Source organism: Sphingobacterium sp. E70 (genome assembly GCF_019285695.1).
In the GTDB taxonomy this organism is placed as follows: Bacteria; Bacteroidota; Bacteroidia; order Sphingobacteriales; family Sphingobacteriaceae; genus Sphingobacterium; species Sphingobacterium detergens.
Genome location: NZ_CP079104.1, coordinates 4,259,906 through 4,279,746, shown reverse-complemented (window position 1 = coordinate 4,279,746; position 19,841 = coordinate 4,259,906). Strand labels below are relative to the sequence as shown.

Here is a 19,841-nt window from a genome sequence, read left to right as displayed (position 1 = left end):
TGGACTTACAAACTGCTTCGACTGATCTTTTTGGGTGCGGCAACATAAAAATAGCCCCAGTCAATACGCATATCATCGGCTCCTTTTTGCAATATAGGTTGTTCGACTGTTCCTGTTTTCAAAATAGCTAATTTGTCAGTCTCATATTTTTTAGCAACGACCTCCTGTGATGGTTTATAAACCGCAATGTTGGATGCCGCACTTAAAAAGACTTTTACAGCATGTTGTTTTCCATCATTTGCTTTTACCTGATAAGTAATATAAGATACAGGACGAGCCAATAGATTAAGATCATCCATCAACAGCGGCGATGTAAATGTGAGCTTCAGATCGACTTTGCCTGCCTGGAAATTATATATGGTACGCGTGGCTGTTATCTCCACATCTTTCTGTACGGCAGTTTGTATTTTAGGTCCCCCTCTTTAAGCCTATCTACTAGTCCAAAGTCAAGAAAACGGCCTCCGGCAGTATTGCGCAGATGAATAGCGATCTGATTTTGACCCGCCTTTAGGTCCGACTTATTTATCGGCAAATACTGAAAGCTGTTTGTCCACCCCGCCTTTTCATAAACCTTTTTCCCATTTAAAAACACCACGACATTATCATCATGGTTTAATTTTAAGAAGAGTTCGTTGATGCCTTGCGGGTCGGTCACATTAAAGGCACGACGTACCCAGATATCATCCGATTTCCACAAAGTCTTGACATGTTTTTGATCGTCTCCCAGAGGAGCAGCACCTGATTTCCAGCCACTGGCTTTATAAGAAGAGGACTGCCAATCTCCTTCGGGTTTAGACTCGGTATATTGTACAGTAAAAGACTGATCTTCCGCAGTGGGAAGAATCGTTTTATAATTGGGTTCCTCCTTACCAAGAAAACGATAAATATTGCCGTCGACATTAATCAGTCCCAAGAGCGAATGATCTGCTTCGGTCCAATGTTTGGTGGTTGATGCATTCAACTGATCCGTCATTGACCAGATACTAAAGTTTGGATTGTGGGTAATCAATGGGTAAGCTGGAGCTTTTCTTTGTTGCGCCTGTGCATCAAAAAAGCTCGATATACAAGCTAACAAGCAACAAATACTCACTTTTCCGAGTTTGTTCATCTTAAAAATAGGTTTTTTAAAAGGTTTAATCATATATTTTGATAAAATTAGCGATCTAGCTGTTTTCAGGCATAAAAAGAATCATTAAAAATGCCTAAAGAAAAATATAAGCTTCACAACAAATAACGTTGGAATAACTGACATTCAGCAGCCTCTTCGTATCATTTTATATGCAATTTATATCATATTGCAGCAAGTCCCCACAGATTACCGGATAAAAAAGATAATCGAAAAAGATTAGAACATCCGATAACTGGGTTCAACAAAAAACATTATTATCTTTGGCTATCCGATCAAGATCAGATTGGTCAGGCTGATAGATTGGAATCAATTTTACCTTGGAGAATATGAGAAGATTTTACATTTTTTTCTTTACAATTATACTGTGTTTTTGTTCAACAATCGTTGGGCTTTATGCACAGGAGAACGATTCAATCAATAAAAAGAACTTGGTTTAAGCACCTTATTAAATGATATCCGACAACAACAGATCAACGATTCACTCGAACGTCAGAAACTACAGCATGAAATCGCCAGTCTCAAAAGTCAGAATAGTCCCAAGAAAGAAAATCTAAAACAGCAGCTCAATAATTTTGACGAAGAAAACAATCTGCGCAAGCAACAGTTAAAAATCAAAGTTGACTCGATCAAAAAAACACCAAGCGTTATGCTGTCGCACCATTTAATGACACCCTCTTTTATATCTATAACAAATTAGGTTCATCCCTAGCCAAAGATCGCGCCTACAATGTGGTCAGCAGAATTGAGAATCTCTATGAAGATGATTTTGTAAAAGTAGATTCCTTCAAAATTGAAAACAACGAAATCAGCGCCGATATTGTTTACAAAGATCTGATCATTACTTCCATCACAGAACTTGATGCCCTACTGGAAGGGAAAAGCAAAGAAGAGATTGCCACACAATACCTCAAGCTTATCCAACAGGCCATCAGTAAGGAAAGAGCGGACAATAGCATTACCAAAGTGCTGATCCGTACAGGACTTGTCCTCCTTATCCTTGTGGTCTTTTCGATTTTGGTGTATTTTATCAATAGACTAAAAAGATATGGCACGAATCGTCTATTGGCCGAACGTACAGAGCGGATCAAAGATGTTAAGATCAAAAATTACGTGTTCCTTACCTCCGTTCAGAAAACCCGTATTTTCATTAACACAATCAATATTGCGCGTTGGGGACTGATTGTATTGATCGCTTTCATCATGCTTCCCATTGTTTTCAGCGTCTTTCCGTTTACGCAAAGCTGGGCCTCCAATCTGATCGGACTTTTTACCAAACCCCTGAAAAAAGCGGTATTCGCCATTTGGGATTATATTCCAAATCTGATCACTGTTTTTGTCATTCTATTTGTCATGCGTTATGCGGTAAGGTTTGTAAAATATATTTTTAATGAGATTGATAAAGGTAAATTAGAGGTCAATGGCTTTCACCGGGAGTTTGCTATGCCTACATTTACCATTGTCCGGTTTCTATTACAGGCCTTTACATTGGTACTTGTATTCCCTTATCTTCCGGGCGCCAATTCAGACATCTTCAAAGGGATATCTGTTTTTATCGGAGTACTATTTTCTTTGGGATCATCCTCAGCTATTTCCAATATTATTGCGGGTCTTGTCATTACCTATATGCGCCCTTTCCGTATCGGTGACCGGATCACAATTGCGGATAAGACAGGTGTTGTCATTGAAAAATCACCCTTGGTAACCCGGCTAAGGACAATTAAAAATGAGGAAATCACCATTCCAAATTCATCCATCCTATCGGGCAATACGGTTAACTATTCTACTTTTTCAGAAGAAGGAATATGTTTTCAGGTTGAACTCACAGTGGGCTATGAAGAACCTTGGCAACGTATACACGAATTGCTCTTAAATATTCCCACACGTATAGCACGTGTCAATCAACTTCCGGCACCATTTGTATTACAAAAAAACTAGACGATTTTTATGTCCTCTACGAGCTGAATGTTTATATTTCCAAATCTGGGGAAATTGAGCTGGCCAAATCCGAGATTTATCAACATATTCTCAATGACTTCCTAGCAGCAGGTATTGAAATGAATGGCCCACATCTATTTGCAAAATTGGATCATGTACCACAATACCAGCCTAAAAACACAGATAAATAATATTAAGGTCTGTGATCTATTTCTGGATCACTTTTATTGGCATGTAGCATCATTTTGGCGAGATTTCCCAACTGTACCAGTGCAAAACGTAGTTCATCCGTCCAGGGTAGTCCCAAGCAGAGACGCATACAATTTTGAAATTGATTTTGCAGGGTGAACATTCTCCCGGAGCAATACTCATTTTCTTTTTTAATCCGTAGTTGTAAAGCTTTGTCGTGTCTATGTTTTTGGCAACTCGACCCAAAGTGCTAACCCTCCTTGGGGTCTACTGATCCGCGTCCCTTCCGGAAAAGATTCCGCGATCACATTGGCAAACCGTTGATAGTTTTCCTGCAATGTTTTCCGAAGATCATAGAGATGATGATCATATCTTCCGGTCATTAAGAAATTACCCACTGCCTCGTGAATTAATGTTGTGGACGACAAGGCATGGATTAATTTCAAGCGGAGAATCTGATCCTTGTATTTCCCCGCAGCGACCCAGCCCACCCGGTAACCGGGGCCAATGTTTTTGATACCGAGCCACACCATAACACATTGCCCTCTTCGTCAAAGGTTTTACAACATTTGGGTCGTTCACTCCCAAAATAGATATCGCCATAAGTATCATCCTCAATCAGTGGAACAGCGTGCTTAGCAAGTAACCTGACCACTTCCATTTTATTTTTATCGGGCATACAATAGCCTAATGGGGTATTGAAATTGGGCACAAGTAGACAAACATTGATCTCGGGCAGTAAGCGTTCAAGCGAACGGATATCAATCCCCGACATTGGATCGCAGGTCAATTCGATAACCTTTAATCCCAAACTCAGAACCAATTGCAAAATACCGGGGTAGCAGGGACTCTCCAATGCAATGGTATCTCCCGGCTTGGTCAATGCCATCAGACAGAGCGACAAAGCATGCATACAACCATTCGTTGTGATGACATCATCCGCTGTCAATCGACCATCCCAGCCCAGGAACGGGCCGCTACCATCCTACGCAATTTCAGATTCCCCTGTAAAGGTTCATATTCAGCGCCGCCGGCATCTAATTCCCGGGTGGCAAGTACGATTTCCTTTTTTAATTTAGCCAAAGGCAGTAAATCTCCTGAGGGAACACCGATGGAAAACAAGGTTAGGTCTTTACGACCCATATTCGCGTAGACGCTACTGATCAGCTCATTGGGCTCAACACTATCCGCTATAAGCTGTATTTGACCTGTTTCCGGAAGTTGTAACTTATGTTGATTCAATGCGTTAACAAAATATCCCGACTGCGGTATCGAATAAATTAGTGATTGCGCCTCCAACGCGAGGAATACCCGCTTAGCTGTATTCATACTGATACCATGTTCTTTACTCAACACGCGCACCGATGGTAACCGTTCATTGGGTCTGAGAACACCATTTTTTATTTTACTCGCTATATTTTGAGCCAAAACACTGTATAGAAAGTCTTTTCCCATCTTGTAAATATAACTGTATCCATCAATTAAACAAAAACTGTAACTGTACTCAATCTTGACTATTCGCGAGATTTGTATCAAAATTTAGATAATCTAACAATGAGCATCAATACAGAAACAACGGAATCATCAAATGGCTGGCTAAACGGTTTACTTGGCGTCATTATATTTAGTGGATCATTGCCTGCAACACGGATAGCAGTCCTAGATTTAGATCCATTCTTTGTGACCGTAGCCCGCGCTACTATCGCAGGTATACTCGCCCTTATCGTATTATTGATCAACAAGGAAAAATTCCTCAAAAACACAGTTTTTATCCCTTGGTATTGTGGCGTTGGGCGTAGTTATTGGTTTTCCCTTATTGAGTGCCTTGGCCCTACGTTATGTGACTTCCGCGCATTCCATTGTCTTTGTAGGTATACTTCCCGTATCAACTGCAGTTTTTGGTATCATTCGTGGTGGCGAGCGTCCCCGTCCGGTGTTCTGGATATTTTCGATATTAGGCAGTCTTTTGGTTGTCGGGTACGCCCTCAAGCAAGGTATATCTTCCGCTCCTGCTGGTGATATACTCATGCTATTATCTGTTATTCTTTGTGGACTGGGCTACGCCGAAGGGGGCAAGCTTTCAAAGACATTGGGAGGCTGGCAAGTAATTTCCTGGGCACTGGTATTTTCATTACCAATAGCTCTGCCCTTGACTTATATTTTTCTTCCAACCACTGTAGCCCATGTAAGCATCGGAGCCTGGATAAGTCTTGTTTACGTTTCCCTCTTTAGCATGTTTATCGGTTTTATCTTTTGGTATAAAGGATTAGCCCAAGGTGGAATCGCCTCTATTGGACAGCTACAGCTCCTTCAACCCTTCTTTGGTCTAATCTTAGCTGCTAGCCTACTTCACGAAGAAGTGAATATCGGGATGTTATTCGTTACCATTGGTGTCATACTCTGCGTGGGTGGCGCTAAAAAATTTGCCAAATAAAAAGACATGAAGCGCAACAGACCTTGTCAGCTGACAATTATAAAACCAACACATACATCAGTTCAGCTGCGACAGTACCATCAGGCCATTCAACCTCACGGGAATGCGTATAGGTAAAATTAAAGGCTTGATTTGCTGCCTTTGACGATTCATTCCCCGCGCGATGCGATACGGTGATCTGTGCACATCCTTTTTCGCGGGCCCATGCAATACGTGCCTGATAAAATAATTTTGACAGTCCTTTTCCGCGATGAGGTTCGCGAACAAAAGAAGCAATCAGAATAGCATTTGAGGCATCATCACGGTCCACGACCACGCCCGTTAATCCAATGATATCCTCTTGATCATATAGTCCAAACATCGCACAATTTTGATTCTCAAGTAGTGCCACCCAATCCCGCTGGCTGTAAGCCCCTCTCGTTGATAATTACTTCCAAATACCCCGGGATCTGTATGTAACGCTTCTAGCCTAACCTTCTTGTAATCTTCCCATTGTGCTGGAGCCAAGCGCTGCAATACGTAATTTTCTTTCTTCATTTCTTCTTTTACTATCACCAAAGGTAAATATAACCAACAATCTCGATTAAACCCACGAAAATTGTCACTGGACTATCCGCTTTATTGAATTTGGACCATTTATTCCCATCACTTTAGCTCTATTTTTGATATGATCAAAAAAATACCCATTGTATGTACGTACCCAAACATTTTCAATTTGAAGAATATACGGAACAGATCACATTTATGAAACAATATAGTTTTGCAACGATTGTATCCATAAAAGACAATATCCCTATAGCAACACAACTTCCCTTTCAGATCAAGGAACATGCAGATAAGCTCTTTTAAGTTCGCATTTTGCTGTTGCAAATGAGCAAGCCAACTATATCGTAGAAAACACTTCATTGGTTATTTTTTCAGAACCACATGCCTACATATCCCCTATGCATTATGACAAAGAGGAAAGCGTCCCAACCTGGGACTATATCGCTGTACATGCCTACGGAACAGCACGGATTATAAATAATGAGGACGAAAAAACAGAAGTGCTTGAACAGATGATCAAGACATGACAGTGCTTATTTAAACCAATGGCGAGGACTTTCGGATCGTTTTAAAAGGGCATGATGCGCGGCATCGTCGCCTTCGAATTGGAAGTTACGGATCTACGGGGACAAAAAAGATCAGTCAGAACAAAACAGCTATCGAAAGGGAACGTATTGCGACATATTTAGAAAAAGGAGGCAATCCGATCGAAAAGAGCATCGCTAAATCTATCAGAAACTTACAGTCTTAATTTATTACACACGGTCACATGGACAAAAATTCAATAAATATAAAAATCCTCAAAGTGAAAATGACTAATATTGATCTATTGCAAAGTATAAGTCAGCAGACCTTCATCGAGGCATTTTCCGAAACCAATACAGCAGAAAATATGAGGAAATACATGGCGAAAAAATTCTCGAATGAAACATTATTGGCTGAATTGAGCAATCGAGGGTCGGAGTTTTATTTTGCACAACTCGGTAATAGGGTCATTGGCTACCTCAAAATAAACAGTGAACAGGCGCAAACAGAACTACAAGATGAGCATGCACTGGAAATAGAACGTATCTATGTATTACAAGAATTTCATAGAAAAAAGTAGGGCAGCTTCTTTATGAAAAAGCATTGGATATCGCAAAATTAAAAACGTAGACTTTATCTGGTTGGGTGTATGGGAGAAAAATCCCCGTGCGATTAGTTTCTATAACAAAAATGGTTTTGTCGCTTTTGATAAACATATTTTTAGATTAGGAGACGATGAGCAAACTGATATTTTGATAAAAAAAAGTGTCATTAACAATTAATTTCAAACTATGAATGCGACTATCAGTGACAATATAAAAACGATACTCCAGCGTATCGAAAAGGCTTGCCAGCGTAACGGCCGGGATCCGCAAGAAGTAACATTATTGCTCGCAACAAAAACTGTAACATCGGATCGTATTAAAATTGCGTTAAAAACCGGACAGACTTTGATTGCCGAAAACAAAGTGCAGGAACTAAAGGAGAAATACGAAGACCTGAAGGAAATTCCACATCGCAATCATTTTATTGGACACTTACAGACCAATAAAATCAAAGAAATCCTGAAATATAATGTCTCCTGTGTGCACTCTGTAGACCGCTTCGATTTAGCTCAAAAGCTCCATCAGCGACTCACAGCCGAAAATAAAACCATTGATATACTCATCCAGGTCAATACATCTTACGAAGAAAGTAAATATGGTGCTGACCCAGATCAGGTCATTGACCTCGTCAGGCAGATCGCCCCTCTGAACAGCTTACACATAAAAGGATTGATGACGATCGGCCTCCTGAGTGCCGAAGCTGATCAAGTCCGTAAGTGTTTCCAGTTGCTCAAACAGATTCAACAACAAATCATTATGCTCGATATTCCGAATGTATCGATGCAAGAATTATCCATGGGAATGAGTGGGGATCTGGAAATAGCGATTGCCGAAGGCGCAACTATTGTACGCGTAGGTACAGCGATATTCGGACAGCGAAATACCCCGATAGTTATTATTGGAACGAGAATTTGATTTAAAAATAGCGCTTATGAAAGTACATTTTATACAGCATGAAGATTTTGAAGCTCCGGGAGCCTATTTGCAATGGGCATTAGCACGACACCATAAAACGAGTTTCTCCAAGGTATATCAATATGAAGCGCTACCACAAGACGGCACGATGATAGACTTTTTAGTTATTATGGGTGGTCCTCAAAGTCCGGATTCGTCTCAACAGGAATATCCCTATTATGATGCACGGGCTGAAATCGCATTAATCAGGCAATGTATACATGCTGGAAAAGCCGTTGTTGGGGTCTGTCTAGGATCACAATTGATCGGTGAAGCCCTAGGGGCAACATACGAACCGAGTCCGGAGAAAGAAATAGGTGTCTTTGGTATCCAACTTACCCAAGACGGTTTGGCAGATCCGAAAGTTGGGCATTTTGGCGAATTTCTACCTGTCGGTCACTGGCATAATGATATGCCGGGACTCAGTCTAGCCAGTCAAGTTCTTGCGGTCAGTGCAGGTTGTCCACGACAGATCGTAAGGTACACCGACCTGGTTTATGGCTTTCAGTGCCATATGGAACTCAATGCGGAAGTTGTCGAATTGCTGATTCAGGCAGAGACAGATCTTTTACACAAAAGCAAACTACATAAATTTGTGCAGACTCCAGATCAAATCCGCAGTTACGACTACACCGAGATGAACAATAAGCTATTTCAGTTTCTCGATCAGCTGGAAATTGCCTATCAACATACAAAAACAATTTTTAGAACGGATCGAAGCAATCCAAATCCGGTTCCTCAGCCATAGATAGCAATCCAACATTACAGTGCATGTACAACGGATTTGAAAATGACCGACGGCAAATCATCTGTAGTAGATTTAGCAGATTTTAGGAACGAGGTATGAAACCATCATGATTTATTCAAACCGAGAGAACCGAACGATTGAGCTCACGAATACCTTAAAGTACTAATTTAATGAGTAAACGAGTTCATGAATACCATATAAAACATACGCTCGATGAATAAATCTGATAGCTTCATCACAACAAAAAAATTTATATAGACGAAAAAAACTGTAGATTTAGTTATCAAACAAAACGTCGATGGATTTTACACTTAAGCATTTTTTAGATCAGCCACGCTATTAATCTTCGGTCTACTGTTATTTTCATGTTCGGTCAAAAAGAACGATGAAAATCTCATTTGGTATGAAAACCAAGTGATAGAACAGGCTGTGCCCGAACAGGATTCAGTTTACAGAATACAGGTTGGTATGATGGCTTCTTCTTTTTGGTTGGATAACAAAGGCAACGAGCGGAAAGATCAGTTATCTCTTTTACAAGAGAGTCTGAAGCAACGGAATCCCCTTACTATAGGCGTTGAAAAAGGAACCAATAAAATCATTCGTGTTACTAAATAGCAATAAACGATTAGCACTCCGTAACGCTAACACGAATGATTTCAACAGTCTTTAATATAAAAACCCGTCTGATCCCAGTTTAAATTATAAATTTTGTCCTCCCTATCAAAAGGGAATCAGGCTATTTTTTCCATTAAGTAAATCTGAGGTGTCTCTTGCAGCTTCTCCTCAACCATTCGCCCAAATGCGAGGATATAAGGTTGCTGGTTATGTGCATCTAGTCCGGCTTGGCTTTCCCAGATTTCATAAAATATAAACTGATTCTCATCTTCAGCCCGCTGATGCAGATCATACTGTATACAAGCAGCTTCCTTTCGGCTCTCTTCGACCATATGCTGCAATGTATGCATAACCTCGTTTCGAAATCCTGGATTTGCTTTTAAAATAGCTGTTATATAGATCTTCATGATAACTGAGTTTCAAAATAAAACACCTCTTCCAAATATGCCTTATATTCCTTTTCGTAATTATCCACACGCTCCTGCGTTGCACCTTTCTCCATATCATGGAAATGAAAACTTCCAATACTTTCCAGTCCTGCAAACTGATTCATCTTATGAAAGCCAAACAGAACACCTTCATCAACAGAATGTTGGTCAAAAACTCACCTTCCATCGTAAATGCCGTATCCGGCGCATTCCAACTTGAGGTTACAAAATACTTTTTCCCATGCATCAATCCACCGGTACCGTAATTGATTGCCGGATTCTTACGTGAACGACCATCACTCCGATAGATGCCATTATTGTGTCCAGCTGTAAACACTTCATCTATATAAAGCTTGAGGCGATTAGGCACCTGAAACCACCATACAGGGAAGTGATAAACAATGATATCCGCCCATTTAAAATTTTCAGCTTCGACCATCGCGTCAAATTCATCATTTACATTGGTCACACGGATTTCAAATCCATTTTTAACTAAGGTTTGCGCTGTCCAATTTGTAATTGTGGTATTAAAAGAACCACCTGAGTGTGCGAACTCCTGTCCGCCATTGATAATAAATATATTCATCTCTATTATTTTTATTATTGATAATACAAATTTCTATCATTTTTATAGATCATACAAATAATTTAAATTGTACATTTGTATCATTAAAATAATAGATATGAAATGGAACTTAGAATGGCTTCGTACTTTTAAGGCGATTTATGAGACCGGCACACTGTCAGCAGCCGCACAGGAATTGTTTATTTCGCAACCTGGCGTGAGTCTACATCTTAACTCTTTGGAAGCCTTTACGGGGCACAAACTATTCGATCGGTCAGCACGTCGGATGGTACCGACAGAGAAAGGAAAAATTTTATATAATTACATTATTGATCCGCTTAAAAAGCTAGAAATAGGTGAGCAACATTTTCACAATCGAGCTCTCGATGAACGTATTACCATTAGCATCGGTATGTGTTTTGAAACCTTTCAATACACACTTGAGGAACATATTGCCCAACTTCCCTTCAACCTCATTATTAAATTCGGCGAGTATCCACAGATGCAACAGGATCTGGACAATGGCCTACTCGATTTAATTATTACACCGCAAAAAGGCAATCAGCAGAATTTAGTCTATCAGCCCTTTTCAAAAGAGCGTATCGTGCTGATCGCAGGTTGCCAAACAGATACAACCGAGTTGGAAGCTTTATTGCAGGACAATAAGATTAAGGAAGCTTCGCAGCTCTTAAAAAACAGCTCTGGTACAGCACCGCAGCGGATATGGATCACCTCAGGAATTTCTGGTCAACACATTTTGGCGAACATCCTGATTTCAGCCCCAATTACATTGTACCCAATATCAGTTCCATTATACGTTGTCTCAGCAATAACAAAGGCTTTTCTATTGTTCCTGATTTTTTGTGCAGAAGCTATTGCTTCCGGCAAAATAAAACTGGTCTGGGAAGGTCAATCTCCAGTCGAAAATACACTTTATTTTGGTACACGCAAGAAAACAATGTACCAAGAGGAAATCAGCAAATTGGAAACATTGCTGCAGGAAAATGGTAGATTTCCTTATTGATTCAGCATCTTACTTAAGAATTCGGGGTCACGCCAATATAGGCGGCCACTTGCTTTTGCGGAAGACAGGCTATCAAGCTAGGATAACGTATGCAAAATCGTTCATAACGCTCCTTTGCAGTCAAACGGAGATTTTCCATGGCACGGCTCTGGTAATATACCAAGGCGTTTTCCGCCAACACCCTGAAATAAATATTCAATTTTGGGATCTCCCTATACAATCTATTGAGATCCGTTTTTGCGATCATGGCAATTTCAGAATCAAATACAGCATCAACGGCAAGATACCCCGGCTTACCCGTGACTAGGCTATACATATCCCCTATCCACCAACCTTCGGGTGCAAACTGCTGAATATATTGATACCCATTTTCATCCACACAATAACTGCGCAGACAACCCGAAACGACAAATAGTGCATAACGGCTCACATCCCCTTCCAACAATAAAAACTGTTTTTTCTTGACCTTTTTATTTTGACAAAGGAAAAGAAAAGGTCCATTTCCTCCTTAGTAAGATCAATCTGTTTCAGGATGTTTTCCGTTAATATATGTTGGTCCATGCGACAATACTCATTGATATTTAACAAATATAGTTTATCCCTAACCCCGAACCAAAGTTTCTATCAATTGTTTATTGTCTGCAGAAAGTCAGCGACAGCGACCTTCTGCAAATTTAAATTCAGTTAAATATTGACCGATGGTCGTCCTGATGCTATGGTATGCGCTTCCTTCATCGCTTCGGAATAGGTCGGATGGGCGTAAGAAATCCTGGCCATACTATCCGCCGTAATTTCATATTCCAGCCCTACGACTGCCTGCGCAATAAGATCTGCAGCCCTTGCTCCCAGCACATGCACACCCAACAGTTCACCATAGACCGGATCCGCCAAAACTTTCACAAAGCCCTGCGTGTCCATTCCCGCACGTGCACGGGCATTGGCAGAAAATGGAAAGCTCCCAACAGTATATTTCATTCCCTTCGCCTTGAGTTCCTCTTCGCTGAAACCGACAGATGCGACTTCAGGCCAGGTATAAACAACAGCGGGTATTCGATCATAATGTATATGCGGTTTTTGACCATTGATCTGTTCGACAACAAATAGTGCTTCCTCCTCCGCTTTATGGGCCAACATCGCCCCACCGATCACATCTCCGATAGCATAAATATTAGAGGCAGCGGTCTGCAACTGATTATTGACCACAATTGTTCCCCTGGCATCCAACTGAACATCCGTATTTTCCAGCCCCAATCCTTCGGTATAAGCTTTGCGACCTACAGCCACCAACACATAGTCAGCCGTTAATTCCTGCTCCTGCCCAGAACGATCTTTGAACGAGACCTGCGCGCTATCACCCAAATTTTCTGCTTTATAGACAGCCTTTTGAAGCAGTATGCGAATACCTTCCTTTGACAGGATTTTTTGAGCCCATCCCCAAGTTCATGATCCATATTTGCAAGAAGATGATCCGCATATTCGATGATCGTAACTTCAACGCCCAATCGATTGAATATCGAGGCCATTTCCACGCCAATCACACCACCACCAATTATAACCATGTTTTTGGCTGCGCCTTTAGGGATAAAGCCTCCGTTGACGTGATAATTCTTTCCTTATCAATCACTACCCCAGGAATAGTAGCCGGTTTCGACCCTGTGGCGATAATGATCTTATTGCCCTGAATAAGTTCGGTCACATTGTCTTTCTTTACAATGCTTAATGTCGAATTATCCACAAAGGAGGCTGTACCCTGAATCACCGTTATCTTATTTTTACGCATAAGAAAATTAAGCCCCTGTGTATTCTGTAGTACCACCTGATCCTTACGCGCATACAGCCGTCTAAAGTCTACAGACAAGCCATCCGTCGTAATTCCATGTGCCTCAAAATGATGTACAGCATCATGATAATGATGGGTGCTGTCCAAAATAGCCTTTGTCGGAATACAACCAACATTGGTACATGTTCCACCTAATGTATTGTATTTTTCGACCAATACCGTTTTATACCCCAATTGGGCAGCACGAATAGCCGCAACATATCCGCCGGGCCCAGAGCCAATAATGACCAGATCATATTGTTCCATATCTCAAATTATTTTTGTACCTAATTCCTATTTATCACGCTAACACCTGCCTTTTGAGCTACCTATATTTGTTATTAATTAATAATACCACTTGGTATATAAATAATCAAAAAAAAAGCCTACAAACGCCCAATTAAAACAATTAAAAATTTAAAAACGAATAACATGATGCAAATATATAAAATAAAATACCATTAAGTATATTTTATTATTAACCAAAAAAGAAAAGCATGACCACTATATAAGCGAATTGGCGGCTCCGATACCTCTCCATAGTCAATTGGAATTTATGGCAAAAAATGCCGCTGATATTTTATAACTTCACAAGGAATAAGCAATAAAAACATCATTTGTCGATGAAAGAACATCAATATAAAGCGACTGTTGAATGGACAGGCAATTTAGGAAGTGGTACAGATCATTATAAAAACTATGAACGAAGCCACCAGATCAGCATAAAGGACAAAGTGATTATCCAGGGCTCTTCTGATCCTGCATTTCGTGGAGATCCCAACAAGCACAATCCCGAAGATCTTTTACTTGCGTCCTTATCCTCCTGCCACATGCTATGGTATCTTCATTTCTGTTCGGTCAACAATATTATCGTGGAATCTTATATTGACCATGCCACAGGAACAATGATGGAGGAAGAAAGTGGCAAGGGCTTTTTAAAGAGGTCATACTTAGCCCCTCAATCCGTGTACAGCGACCTGAAATGATCGCCAAAGCAATAGCGCTCCACAAAAAGCCAATGAATATTGTTTTATTGCAAATTCAGTGAATTTTCCAGTCCTCCATCAGCCCCATGTAAGTGCTGAAGGATGATTTTACCTGTTCCCTAAGCGTTCCTGTAATTCTCTTCTGAAAGTAATCCCAACGGGGAGACTCATATTATTGATCTGCACCATACCATGTTCATATTTGCTGACCTTGTTGATGGAGGCAATATACGATTTATGGATGCGGACAAATTTGGACGCAGGTACCTGGGTTAAGATCTGTTGGGTGGTACTGGCAGTCAGGTAAGTCTGCGCCGGTGTCACGATTTTTACGTAATTACCAAAACTTTGGATAAAATCGATCTGAGAAAGCTTCACCTCAATCAATCGACCATCCATACGGATACTTATTGTTTTTGGCTCCTCCTCCTGTGGTATTGTACTCTGGTTAAAAGATAGAAAGCGCTGTACAGCTTTAATAAAACGGGGAAAAGATATTGGTTTCAACAAATAGTCCACCACCCCATAGTCGTAGCTTTCCAATGCGTACTCCGAATAGGCTGTTGTCAAAATCGTTTTGGGTGGATTGTCCAACATTTTCAAGAATTCCATTCCGGTAATTTCGGGCATATCGATATCCAGAAAGATCAGATCAACCCGGTTATTGCGCAGATATTCCAGTGCTTCAAAGGCATTATAGCATTGAGCGACCAATTCCAGATCAGCGCTTCTTTCAATATAATTTACCAATACATAATGTGCAGCTGGTTCATCGTCAACCACAATACAGCGATTTTTCTCCATGGCTAAAGATTTATAACTAAAGACACCTCAAACTCCTCTTTACTTGCATTTGTATTTAACTGATAGCGATTGGGATAGAGCAATTTTAATCGCGCTATCGTATTTTCCAAACCTATTTTTGCCGAAAATACATTCCGTTTTTTCACGGGAACTGAATTTCGTACATGCAAATATAAGTTCCCTTTTTCAATCCTGATCGAAATTGCTACGTAACAATCTTCTATACTACAGGTACCATGTTTAAAGGCATTCTCTACAAATGTGATCAATAGCATTGGTGCGATTTGGTACTTAACACCTTCTTCACGCTGATAATCAAAGTCAATCTTGGTTCGATAGCCCAACCGTTCACGTTCCAATTCGATATAACTCGAAATAAAATCAATCTCATCATCCATTGAAACAAATTCCTTGTCGCTACTTTCCATCTGATAACGCAGCAGTTGTGACACTTTAATAATCAATTCAGAGGTACGTTCCGGAAATTTAAGGCTGATGCCATAAATGGTATTTAAGGTATTGAACAAAAAATGGGGTTCAGCTGTTTTTTCAAATTAGACAATTGTGTCTGATTGGAGAGTAATTCCCGTCGCGTTTTCAATCGTTGAAAACGATAGAATTCAATAAATTGGATACTTCCCAAAATACAGATCAACGAGCCCAATAATACACCGACCTGATAATGGAATGTTTTCTGTGCGAGACTTTTATACAAAAAACAGTTTTTATAAATAAAGTTTTCCGTTATTTCTTTTAGCACTAAAGCAAACACCAGCAATATTGCGATCGACGATAGCGCATACAATGTGGCTTTATTCTTTTTAAGTAGAAGAGGCAGCAGAAAAAAACGGTTCACCTGCGCATGGATATATAAGATCAAAAAATAGATCACCCCATCAAGAAGCCTTTCCAGCTCAAAATCAGAATCCAGTCATTCAGCGTAAAGAGGATAAACGAGAAAACCAGTAACATGGTTTCCTGTATGATCTTATTTTCCAGAACCTTTCTCATACTCCCTTATTTTGTTAAAAATCTGTTACAAAGTAAAAGTATTAAGTTTACAACCACCGAAAAATAAATGACGAATTACATTGGTCACTTTTAAACGCCATAGATCATTTTAAACGGACTATACAACAAGGTCCAGCCTTATCTTCGTTTCCATAAAATGATATATAACCTATGCTGAAATTGAATTTAGTGTTGTCATTGGCTGTATCACTTGCGACCTCAACCTCATTTGCACAAAAGCTTACCATCCGTGATGCCGTAGACCAGGGTCTTGCAAATTATGGAATTATTAAGGCAAAGGCGTATTATGTCCAGTCAGCACTACAGACCAACGAACAGGTAAAACGCGACTTCTGGCCTAATTTGACCGTTGTAGCGCAACAAGATTATGGAACTATCAATGGACAGAATGGCCCATTGTATGGATTTGGTGGACTCGGTGTTGCTTCTTCGGGTGCGGCGCTTCCGGAGCAAAATTGGAATTCCGCTTTTGGAGCGCTTTATCTTGCCAACATCAATTGGGATATCTACACCTTTGGCCGCAGAAAAGAGCGCATCGAATTGAGTAAAGCGGACAGCAAACGATTGGAAATTGATCTTCAACAAGAACAATTCCAACATAAGATCAAGATTGCCGCAGCCTATCTGAATCTTCTGGCGAGCCAGCGTCTTCAAAAAATCAACAGAAAAACCTTGACCGCGCTCTGGTATTCTTTAACATTGCGGCTACCAAAGCCAAGAACGGGATTTTACCCGGTGTCGATTCAACCTTGGCCTCGGCAGAAGTATCCCGTGCGAAGATCAGTTTGAATCAGGCCGGAGAGAATGTGAAGGAGCAAAACAACAAATTAACGGTACTGATGGGGATCAACGCAACAGATCTTCAGATTGACACTGCGCTGGTAACAAAAACACCCACCCAGCTACTGACCACCGACCCGACGTTGGTGGACAACAACCCTGTGCTTCAATATTACAAAAGCCGGATTGAAGTTGGTGAACAACAACTGCGACTGTCAAACAAGGAATACCTGCCCACCTTATCGGCCTTCGGTGTTTTCCAGGCAAGAGGTTCTGGCTTCAAAAGCGATTACACGACAGACCTCCATGCCTTTACAAGAAACTACTGGGATGGTATCCGCCCCAACCGACAAAACTATCTTTTGGGCTTGGGAATCAATTGGAATATAACCACGATCGCCCGAATCAACAAAAAAATCAGCGCACAACGGTATACCAACGATGCTTTACGGGAGGAATATCAAACCACCGCAGCACAATTTGTTGCACAGCTGGATGCCGCCGACGTTAAGATCAGATTAGCACAACAGAGCGATATCGAAGCCCCTCGACAGGTATCAGCGGCCCAACAGGCCTACAATCAAAAGATGGCTATGTACAAAAACGGTCTGGCAACACTTGTGGATGTCACCCAAACCTATATACACTTAATCGAGCCGAAACAGATCGCGAAATCGTCCATATCAACCTGTGGCAATCACTTTTGCTGAAAGCAGCAGCAGCGGGGATTTCGATATTTTCAACAAAGAACTATAAATAACACCGCATGAATTTAATACGTTTTGCCTTACGTAAGCCGATCTCCATCCTTGTGTTGGTCATGGGCCTTATTGTATTTGGAATAGGCGCAGTACGCACGATCAAGGTTGACATTTTACCCAAAATGAACCTTCCTGTTATTTATATTGCGCACCCCTTTGGAGGTTATTCTCCAGATCAGATGGAGTCTTATTTTGCTAAAAACTACGTCAATATCCTGCTTTTTGCCAACGGAGTCAAATCCATTGAGACCAAAAATATCCAGGGGCTGACCTTAATGAAAATCTCCTACTACGAAGACACCAACATGGCTCAGGCTGCAGCCGAATTGAGTGCATTGGCCAATCGTATCCAGGCCTCCTTTCCCCGGGATCACAACCACCCTTTATTATCCGGTTTGACGCGTCTTCACTTCCAGTAGGGCAGCTGGTACTCAGCAGTGATAAACGCTCCAACAACGAACTACAGGATCTAGCCAACGTCTATGTACGAGCTTCTTTTACCTCCATACCGGGATTACTTTCCCCGCCACCATTTGGAGGTAGTCCGCGTACAATCGAAGTCAATGTTGATCCCGATCTGATGCGCAGTCACAACATGACCCCTGATCAGGTCGTCGAGGCTTTAAAACTCAACAATCAGACTGCGCCTGCCGGAAATGTCCGTATAAAAGATAAAAACTACATTACACCCACCAACAACACCATTCGTAATGTGAAGGATTTTGAGAAAATCCCACTCTTTAAAGGTGGTGTACAAAATCTCTATCTGGGTGATATTGCTACGGTGAAAGATGGTGCCGATGTCACGGCAGGTTATGCACTCGTCAATGGCAAACGATCAGTCTACGTCAGCATTGCCAAAGCCGGTGATGCCTCCACTTGGGAGGTCGTACAAAATCTGAAGGCCGCACTTCCAAAAATACAGAACACCCTGCCCGAGGATGTCAAATTATCCTATGAGTTTGACCAATCCGTCTATGTCATCAACTCCGTCAAAAGTTTGATTACCGAAGGCGCTATTGGAGCAATACTCACCGGCCTGATGGTCTTATTATTTTTGGGCGACCGTAGAGCAGCTTTAATTGTTATCCTAACAATCCCAATCTCTGTAATTTCGGGCGTACTCTTCCTGAAACTATTTGGACAGACGATCAATCTCATGTCACTGAGTGGATTGGCACTGGCAATCGGCATCCTCGTTGACGAGAGTACGGTTACGATAGAGAATATACACCAGCATCTGGATATGGGCAAACCCAAAGCACTGGCAATCTGGGATGCCTGTAAGGAAATTGCCCTGCCAAAGCTGTTGATTTTATTGTGTATCCTTGCTGTATTTGCGCCAGCATTTACAATGACAGGTATTCCGGGATCCCTATTCTTACCCTTAGCCCTGTCCATTGGATTCTCCATGATCATCTCCTTCCTGCTTTCACAGACTTTTGTACCGGTCATGGCCAACTGGCTTATGAAAGATCATCACAAGACCGGTCCACATAAAATAAATCCAAAAGGACTGAATGCAGATGAAGTAAAATTTGCCGAAACGGGTCTATCCGTCGAATCCGAACAAGATACCCTGAATCAAAAGAAACTTCTTGTCGAACGGGAAGATTTTAACAACGATGGAAAGATCAGCCTGTTTGAACGCTTCAGAAATCGGTTTATGAAAATGATCGACAGACTGTTCAAACAGAAGAAAATTATCACCGTCGTCTACCTAGTTGGTGCCATAAGCTTGGTACTCGTTTTACTCAATACGATTGGACAGGACGTATTTCCAAAGGTCAATTCAAGTCAATTTCAGATGCGTCTGCGTGCGGTTGAAGGAACCCGTATCGAACGTACCGAAGAGAAAGCCAAACGCGCGTTGGCCGACTTGAAAAACTTGTTGGAAAAGAACATATAGGCATCTCCTCTGTATACATTGGCCAGCACCCTGGACAGTTCTCTGTATCGCCG

At 41.1% G+C, this 19,841-nt stretch carries 28 protein-coding genes and 3 pseudogenes; 14 read left to right on the top strand and 17 right to left on the bottom strand.

Annotated features, from left to right (window positions below; all coding sequences use genetic code 11):
• Nucleotides 1-5: 5 nt before the first annotated feature.
• Together KUH03_RS30165 and KUH03_RS30160 are read right to left on the bottom strand one after the other, a co-directional pair.
• The gene (locus KUH03_RS30165; RefSeq protein ID WP_257088061.1) at nt 6-383 is read right to left on the bottom strand and encodes a DUF5127 domain-containing protein; all 378 of its coding nucleotides are present in this window, start codon (nt 381-383) and stop codon (nt 6-8) included.
• Nucleotides 374-1,108, bottom strand: coding sequence for a DUF4964 domain-containing protein (locus KUH03_RS30160; protein ID WP_257088060.1), 735 nt, complete (start codon nt 1,106-1,108; stop codon nt 374-376). Before KUH03_RS30160 ends, KUH03_RS30165 begins: the two co-directional genes overlap by 10 nt.
• Before the next feature lie 750 nt (nt 1,109-1,858).
• Between KUH03_RS30160 and KUH03_RS30155 the strand changes: the two genes are divergently transcribed.
• Nucleotides 1,859-3,064 (top strand): mechanosensitive ion channel family protein, encoded by a 1,206-nt coding sequence (locus KUH03_RS30155; RefSeq protein WP_257088059.1) that lies wholly within the window; start codon nt 1,859-1,861, stop codon nt 3,062-3,064.
• A 193-nt stretch (nt 3,065-3,257) separates the two neighbouring features.
• Here the strand turns inward: KUH03_RS30155 and KUH03_RS30150 are convergent, their stop codons facing one another.
• From KUH03_RS30150 to KUH03_RS30135, 4 genes are all read right to left on the bottom strand, one after another.
• Entirely contained in the window at nt 3,258-3,383 is a 126-nt protein-coding gene (locus KUH03_RS30150; RefSeq protein WP_257088058.1) for a hypothetical protein, read from the bottom strand.
• A 91-nt stretch (nt 3,384-3,474) separates the two neighbouring features.
• Nucleotides 3,475-3,699 carry a hypothetical protein gene (locus KUH03_RS30145; protein ID WP_257088057.1) on the bottom strand — a complete coding sequence of 75 codons (225 nt, stop codon included), beginning with the start codon at nt 3,697-3,699 and terminating at the stop codon, nt 3,475-3,477.
• Complete coding sequence (locus tag KUH03_RS30140) at nt 3,696-4,202, bottom strand: aminotransferase class I/II-fold pyridoxal phosphate-dependent enzyme (protein WP_257088056.1); 507 nt, start codon at nt 4,200-4,202, stop codon at nt 3,696-3,698. The genes KUH03_RS30145 and KUH03_RS30140 overlap by 4 nt, the downstream gene beginning before the upstream one ends.
• Nucleotides 4,199-4,708, bottom strand: a complete 510-nt coding sequence (locus KUH03_RS30135) for a GntR family transcriptional regulator (protein WP_257088055.1) — start codon at nt 4,706-4,708, stop codon at nt 4,199-4,201. The genes KUH03_RS30140 and KUH03_RS30135 overlap by 4 nt, the downstream gene beginning before the upstream one ends.
• Before the next feature lie 99 nt (nt 4,709-4,807).
• Here KUH03_RS30135 and KUH03_RS30130 point away from each other — a divergent pair.
• Both KUH03_RS30130 and KUH03_RS30125 read left to right on the top strand, forming a co-directional pair.
• Nucleotides 4,808-4,975, top strand: a pseudogene (locus KUH03_RS30130) (hypothetical protein); the annotation flags it as partial.
• 61 nt (nt 4,976-5,036) lie between these two features.
• The gene (locus KUH03_RS30125; protein ID WP_257088054.1) at nt 5,037-5,687 is read left to right on the top strand and encodes a DMT family transporter; all 651 of its coding nucleotides are present in this window, start codon (nt 5,037-5,039) and stop codon (nt 5,685-5,687) included.
• Nucleotides 5,688-5,724: 37 nt separating this feature from the next.
• On the opposite strand, the gene KUH03_RS30120 is transcribed toward KUH03_RS30125, so the two are convergent.
• Both KUH03_RS30120 and KUH03_RS30115 read right to left on the bottom strand, forming a co-directional pair.
• Complete coding sequence (locus KUH03_RS30120; protein ID WP_257088053.1) at nt 5,725-6,048, bottom strand: GNAT family N-acetyltransferase; 324 nt, start codon at nt 6,046-6,048, stop codon at nt 5,725-5,727.
• Entirely contained in the window at nt 6,009-6,224 is a 216-nt protein-coding gene (locus KUH03_RS30115) for a hypothetical protein (protein WP_257088052.1), read from the bottom strand. Before KUH03_RS30115 ends, KUH03_RS30120 begins: the two co-directional genes overlap by 40 nt.
• Before the next feature lie 153 nt (nt 6,225-6,377).
• On the opposite strand from KUH03_RS30115, the gene KUH03_RS30110 reads away from it, so the two are divergent.
• From KUH03_RS30110 to KUH03_RS30085, 6 genes are all read left to right on the top strand, one after another.
• A complete protein-coding gene (locus tag KUH03_RS30110) occupies nt 6,378-6,536 on the top strand; it encodes an FMN-binding negative transcriptional regulator (RefSeq protein WP_257088051.1) in 159 nt (52 codons plus the stop codon).
• Between the two features lie 56 nt (nt 6,537-6,592).
• A complete protein-coding gene (locus KUH03_RS30105) occupies nt 6,593-6,760 on the top strand; it encodes an FMN-binding negative transcriptional regulator (protein WP_257088050.1) in 168 nt (55 codons plus the stop codon).
• A 284-nt stretch (nt 6,761-7,044) separates the two neighbouring features.
• Complete coding sequence (locus tag KUH03_RS30100) at nt 7,045-7,338, top strand: GNAT family N-acetyltransferase (protein WP_257088049.1); 294 nt, start codon at nt 7,045-7,047, stop codon at nt 7,336-7,338.
• Nucleotides 7,339-7,549: 211 nt separating this feature from the next.
• Nucleotides 7,550-8,278, top strand: coding sequence for a YggS family pyridoxal phosphate-dependent enzyme (locus tag KUH03_RS30095; protein ID WP_257088048.1), 729 nt, complete (start codon nt 7,550-7,552; stop codon nt 8,276-8,278).
• Between the two features lie 16 nt (nt 8,279-8,294).
• On the top strand, nt 8,295-9,065 hold the full coding sequence (locus KUH03_RS30090; protein WP_257088047.1) for a gamma-glutamyl-gamma-aminobutyrate hydrolase family protein: 771 nt from the start codon (nt 8,295-8,297) through the stop codon (nt 9,063-9,065).
• Between the two features lie 414 nt (nt 9,066-9,479).
• Complete coding sequence (locus tag KUH03_RS30085; protein WP_257088046.1) at nt 9,480-9,680, top strand: hypothetical protein; 201 nt, start codon at nt 9,480-9,482, stop codon at nt 9,678-9,680.
• 116 nt (nt 9,681-9,796) lie between these two features.
• Here the strand turns inward: KUH03_RS30085 and KUH03_RS30080 are convergent, their stop codons facing one another.
• From KUH03_RS30080 to KUH03_RS30070, 3 genes are read right to left on the bottom strand one after another with little or no spacing between them, the layout of a single operon-like run.
• Nucleotides 9,797-10,087, bottom strand: coding sequence for a putative quinol monooxygenase (locus tag KUH03_RS30080; protein ID WP_257088045.1), 291 nt, complete (start codon nt 10,085-10,087; stop codon nt 9,797-9,799).
• Complete coding sequence (locus KUH03_RS30075) at nt 10,084-10,233, bottom strand: hypothetical protein (protein ID WP_257088044.1); 150 nt, start codon at nt 10,231-10,233, stop codon at nt 10,084-10,086. The genes KUH03_RS30080 and KUH03_RS30075 overlap by 4 nt, the downstream gene beginning before the upstream one ends.
• The gene (locus KUH03_RS30070) at nt 10,230-10,694 is read right to left on the bottom strand and encodes an NAD(P)H-dependent oxidoreductase (RefSeq protein WP_257088043.1); all 465 of its coding nucleotides are present in this window, start codon (nt 10,692-10,694) and stop codon (nt 10,230-10,232) included. Before KUH03_RS30070 ends, KUH03_RS30075 begins: the two co-directional genes overlap by 4 nt.
• A gap of 97 nt (nt 10,695-10,791) precedes the next feature.
• On the opposite strand from KUH03_RS30070, the gene KUH03_RS30065 reads away from it, so the two are divergent.
• Nucleotides 10,792-11,697 (top strand): LysR family transcriptional regulator, encoded by a 906-nt coding sequence (locus KUH03_RS30065; RefSeq protein ID WP_257088042.1) that lies wholly within the window; start codon nt 10,792-10,794, stop codon nt 11,695-11,697.
• Nucleotides 11,698-11,710: 13 nt separating this feature from the next.
• On the opposite strand, the gene KUH03_RS30060 is transcribed toward KUH03_RS30065, so the two are convergent.
• Together KUH03_RS30060 and lpdA are read right to left on the bottom strand one after the other, a co-directional pair.
• A complete protein-coding gene (locus KUH03_RS30060) occupies nt 11,711-12,142 on the bottom strand; it encodes a Crp/Fnr family transcriptional regulator (protein WP_257088041.1) in 432 nt (143 codons plus the stop codon).
• A 239-nt stretch (nt 12,143-12,381) separates the two neighbouring features.
• Nucleotides 12,382-13,737, bottom strand: a pseudogene (gene lpdA / locus KUH03_RS49340) (dihydrolipoyl dehydrogenase); the annotation flags it as partial.
• Nucleotides 13,738-14,139: 402 nt separating this feature from the next.
• Here lpdA and KUH03_RS30050 point away from each other — a divergent pair.
• A complete protein-coding gene (locus KUH03_RS30050) occupies nt 14,140-14,502 on the top strand; it encodes an OsmC family protein (protein ID WP_257088040.1) in 363 nt (120 codons plus the stop codon).
• Between the two features lie 108 nt (nt 14,503-14,610).
• On the opposite strand, the gene KUH03_RS30045 is transcribed toward KUH03_RS30050, so the two are convergent.
• The 4 genes from KUH03_RS30045 to KUH03_RS30030 are packed head-to-tail and all read right to left on the bottom strand — an operon-like array spanning nt 14,611 to nt 16,317.
• Entirely contained in the window at nt 14,611-15,306 is a 696-nt protein-coding gene (locus KUH03_RS30045) for a LytTR family DNA-binding domain-containing protein (protein WP_257088039.1), read from the bottom strand.
• Nucleotides 15,307-15,308: 2 nt separating this feature from the next.
• Nucleotides 15,309-15,833, bottom strand: a complete 525-nt coding sequence (locus KUH03_RS30040) for a sensor histidine kinase (protein ID WP_257088038.1) — start codon at nt 15,831-15,833, stop codon at nt 15,309-15,311.
• The gene (locus KUH03_RS30035; RefSeq protein WP_257088037.1) at nt 15,818-16,186 is read right to left on the bottom strand and encodes a hypothetical protein; all 369 of its coding nucleotides are present in this window, start codon (nt 16,184-16,186) and stop codon (nt 15,818-15,820) included. Before KUH03_RS30035 ends, KUH03_RS30040 begins: the two co-directional genes overlap by 16 nt.
• An 8-nt stretch (nt 16,187-16,194) precedes the next feature.
• The gene (locus KUH03_RS30030; RefSeq protein ID WP_257088036.1) at nt 16,195-16,317 is read right to left on the bottom strand and encodes a hypothetical protein; all 123 of its coding nucleotides are present in this window, start codon (nt 16,315-16,317) and stop codon (nt 16,195-16,197) included.
• Between the two features lie 171 nt (nt 16,318-16,488).
• On the opposite strand from KUH03_RS30030, the gene KUH03_RS30025 reads away from it, so the two are divergent.
• The 3 genes and pseudogenes from KUH03_RS30025 (at nt 16,489) to KUH03_RS46990 (ending at nt 19,788) form a co-directional block, all read left to right on the top strand.
• Nucleotides 16,489-17,127 (top strand): TolC family protein, encoded by a 639-nt coding sequence (locus KUH03_RS30025; RefSeq protein ID WP_257088035.1) that lies wholly within the window; start codon nt 16,489-16,491, stop codon nt 17,125-17,127.
• Complete coding sequence (locus tag KUH03_RS30020) at nt 17,088-17,828, top strand: TolC family protein (RefSeq protein WP_257088034.1); 741 nt, start codon at nt 17,088-17,090, stop codon at nt 17,826-17,828. Before KUH03_RS30025 ends, KUH03_RS30020 begins: the two co-directional genes overlap by 40 nt.
• Before the next feature lie 56 nt (nt 17,829-17,884).
• A pseudogene (locus KUH03_RS46990) lies at nt 17,885-19,788 on the top strand (efflux RND transporter permease subunit).
• The last annotated feature ends 53 nt before the right edge of the window (nt 19,789-19,841 follow it).

Bases quoted from the DNA above. Each gene is read 5' to 3' on its own strand.
- KUH03_RS30160 (WP_257088060.1), bottom strand. From the start codon at position 1,108: ATGAACAAACTCGGAAAAGTGAGTATTTGTTGCTTGTTAGCTTGTATA.
- KUH03_RS30150 (WP_257088058.1), bottom strand. From the start codon at position 3,383: ATGCGTCTCTGCTTGGGACTACCCTGGACGGATGAACTACGTTTTGCA.
- KUH03_RS30135 (WP_257088055.1), bottom strand. From the start codon at position 4,708: ATGGGAAAAGACTTTCTATACAGTGTTTTGGCTCAAAATATAGCGAGT.
- KUH03_RS30120 (WP_257088053.1), bottom strand. From the start codon at position 6,048: ATGTTTGGACTATATGATCAAGAGGATATCATTGGATTAACGGGCGTG.
- KUH03_RS30115 (WP_257088052.1), bottom strand. From the start codon at position 6,224: ATGAAGAAAGAAAATTACGTATTGCAGCGCTTGGCTCCAGCACAATGG.
- KUH03_RS30110 (WP_257088051.1), top strand. From the start codon at position 6,378: ATGTACGTACCCAAACATTTTCAATTTGAAGAATATACGGAACAGATC.
- KUH03_RS30100 (WP_257088049.1), top strand. From the start codon at position 7,045: ATGACTAATATTGATCTATTGCAAAGTATAAGTCAGCAGACCTTCATC.
- KUH03_RS30095 (WP_257088048.1), top strand. From the start codon at position 7,550: ATGAATGCGACTATCAGTGACAATATAAAAACGATACTCCAGCGTATC.
- KUH03_RS30090 (WP_257088047.1), top strand. From the start codon at position 8,295: ATGAAAGTACATTTTATACAGCATGAAGATTTTGAAGCTCCGGGAGCC.
- KUH03_RS30080 (WP_257088045.1), bottom strand. From the start codon at position 10,087: ATGAAGATCTATATAACAGCTATTTTAAAAGCAAATCCAGGATTTCGA.
- KUH03_RS30075 (WP_257088044.1), bottom strand. From the start codon at position 10,233: ATGAATCAGTTTGCAGGACTGGAAAGTATTGGAAGTTTTCATTTCCAT.
- KUH03_RS30070 (WP_257088043.1), bottom strand. From the start codon at position 10,694: ATGAATATATTTATTATCAATGGCGGACAGGAGTTCGCACACTCAGGT.
- KUH03_RS30065 (WP_257088042.1), top strand. From the start codon at position 10,792: ATGAAATGGAACTTAGAATGGCTTCGTACTTTTAAGGCGATTTATGAG.
- KUH03_RS30050 (WP_257088040.1), top strand. From the start codon at position 14,140: ATGAAAGAACATCAATATAAAGCGACTGTTGAATGGACAGGCAATTTA.
- KUH03_RS30045 (WP_257088039.1), bottom strand. From the start codon at position 15,306: ATGGAGAAAAATCGCTGTATTGTGGTTGACGATGAACCAGCTGCACAT.
- KUH03_RS30030 (WP_257088036.1), bottom strand. From the start codon at position 16,317: ATGAGAAAGGTTCTGGAAAATAAGATCATACAGGAAACCATGTTACTG.
- KUH03_RS30025 (WP_257088035.1), top strand. From the start codon at position 16,489: ATGCTGAAATTGAATTTAGTGTTGTCATTGGCTGTATCACTTGCGACC.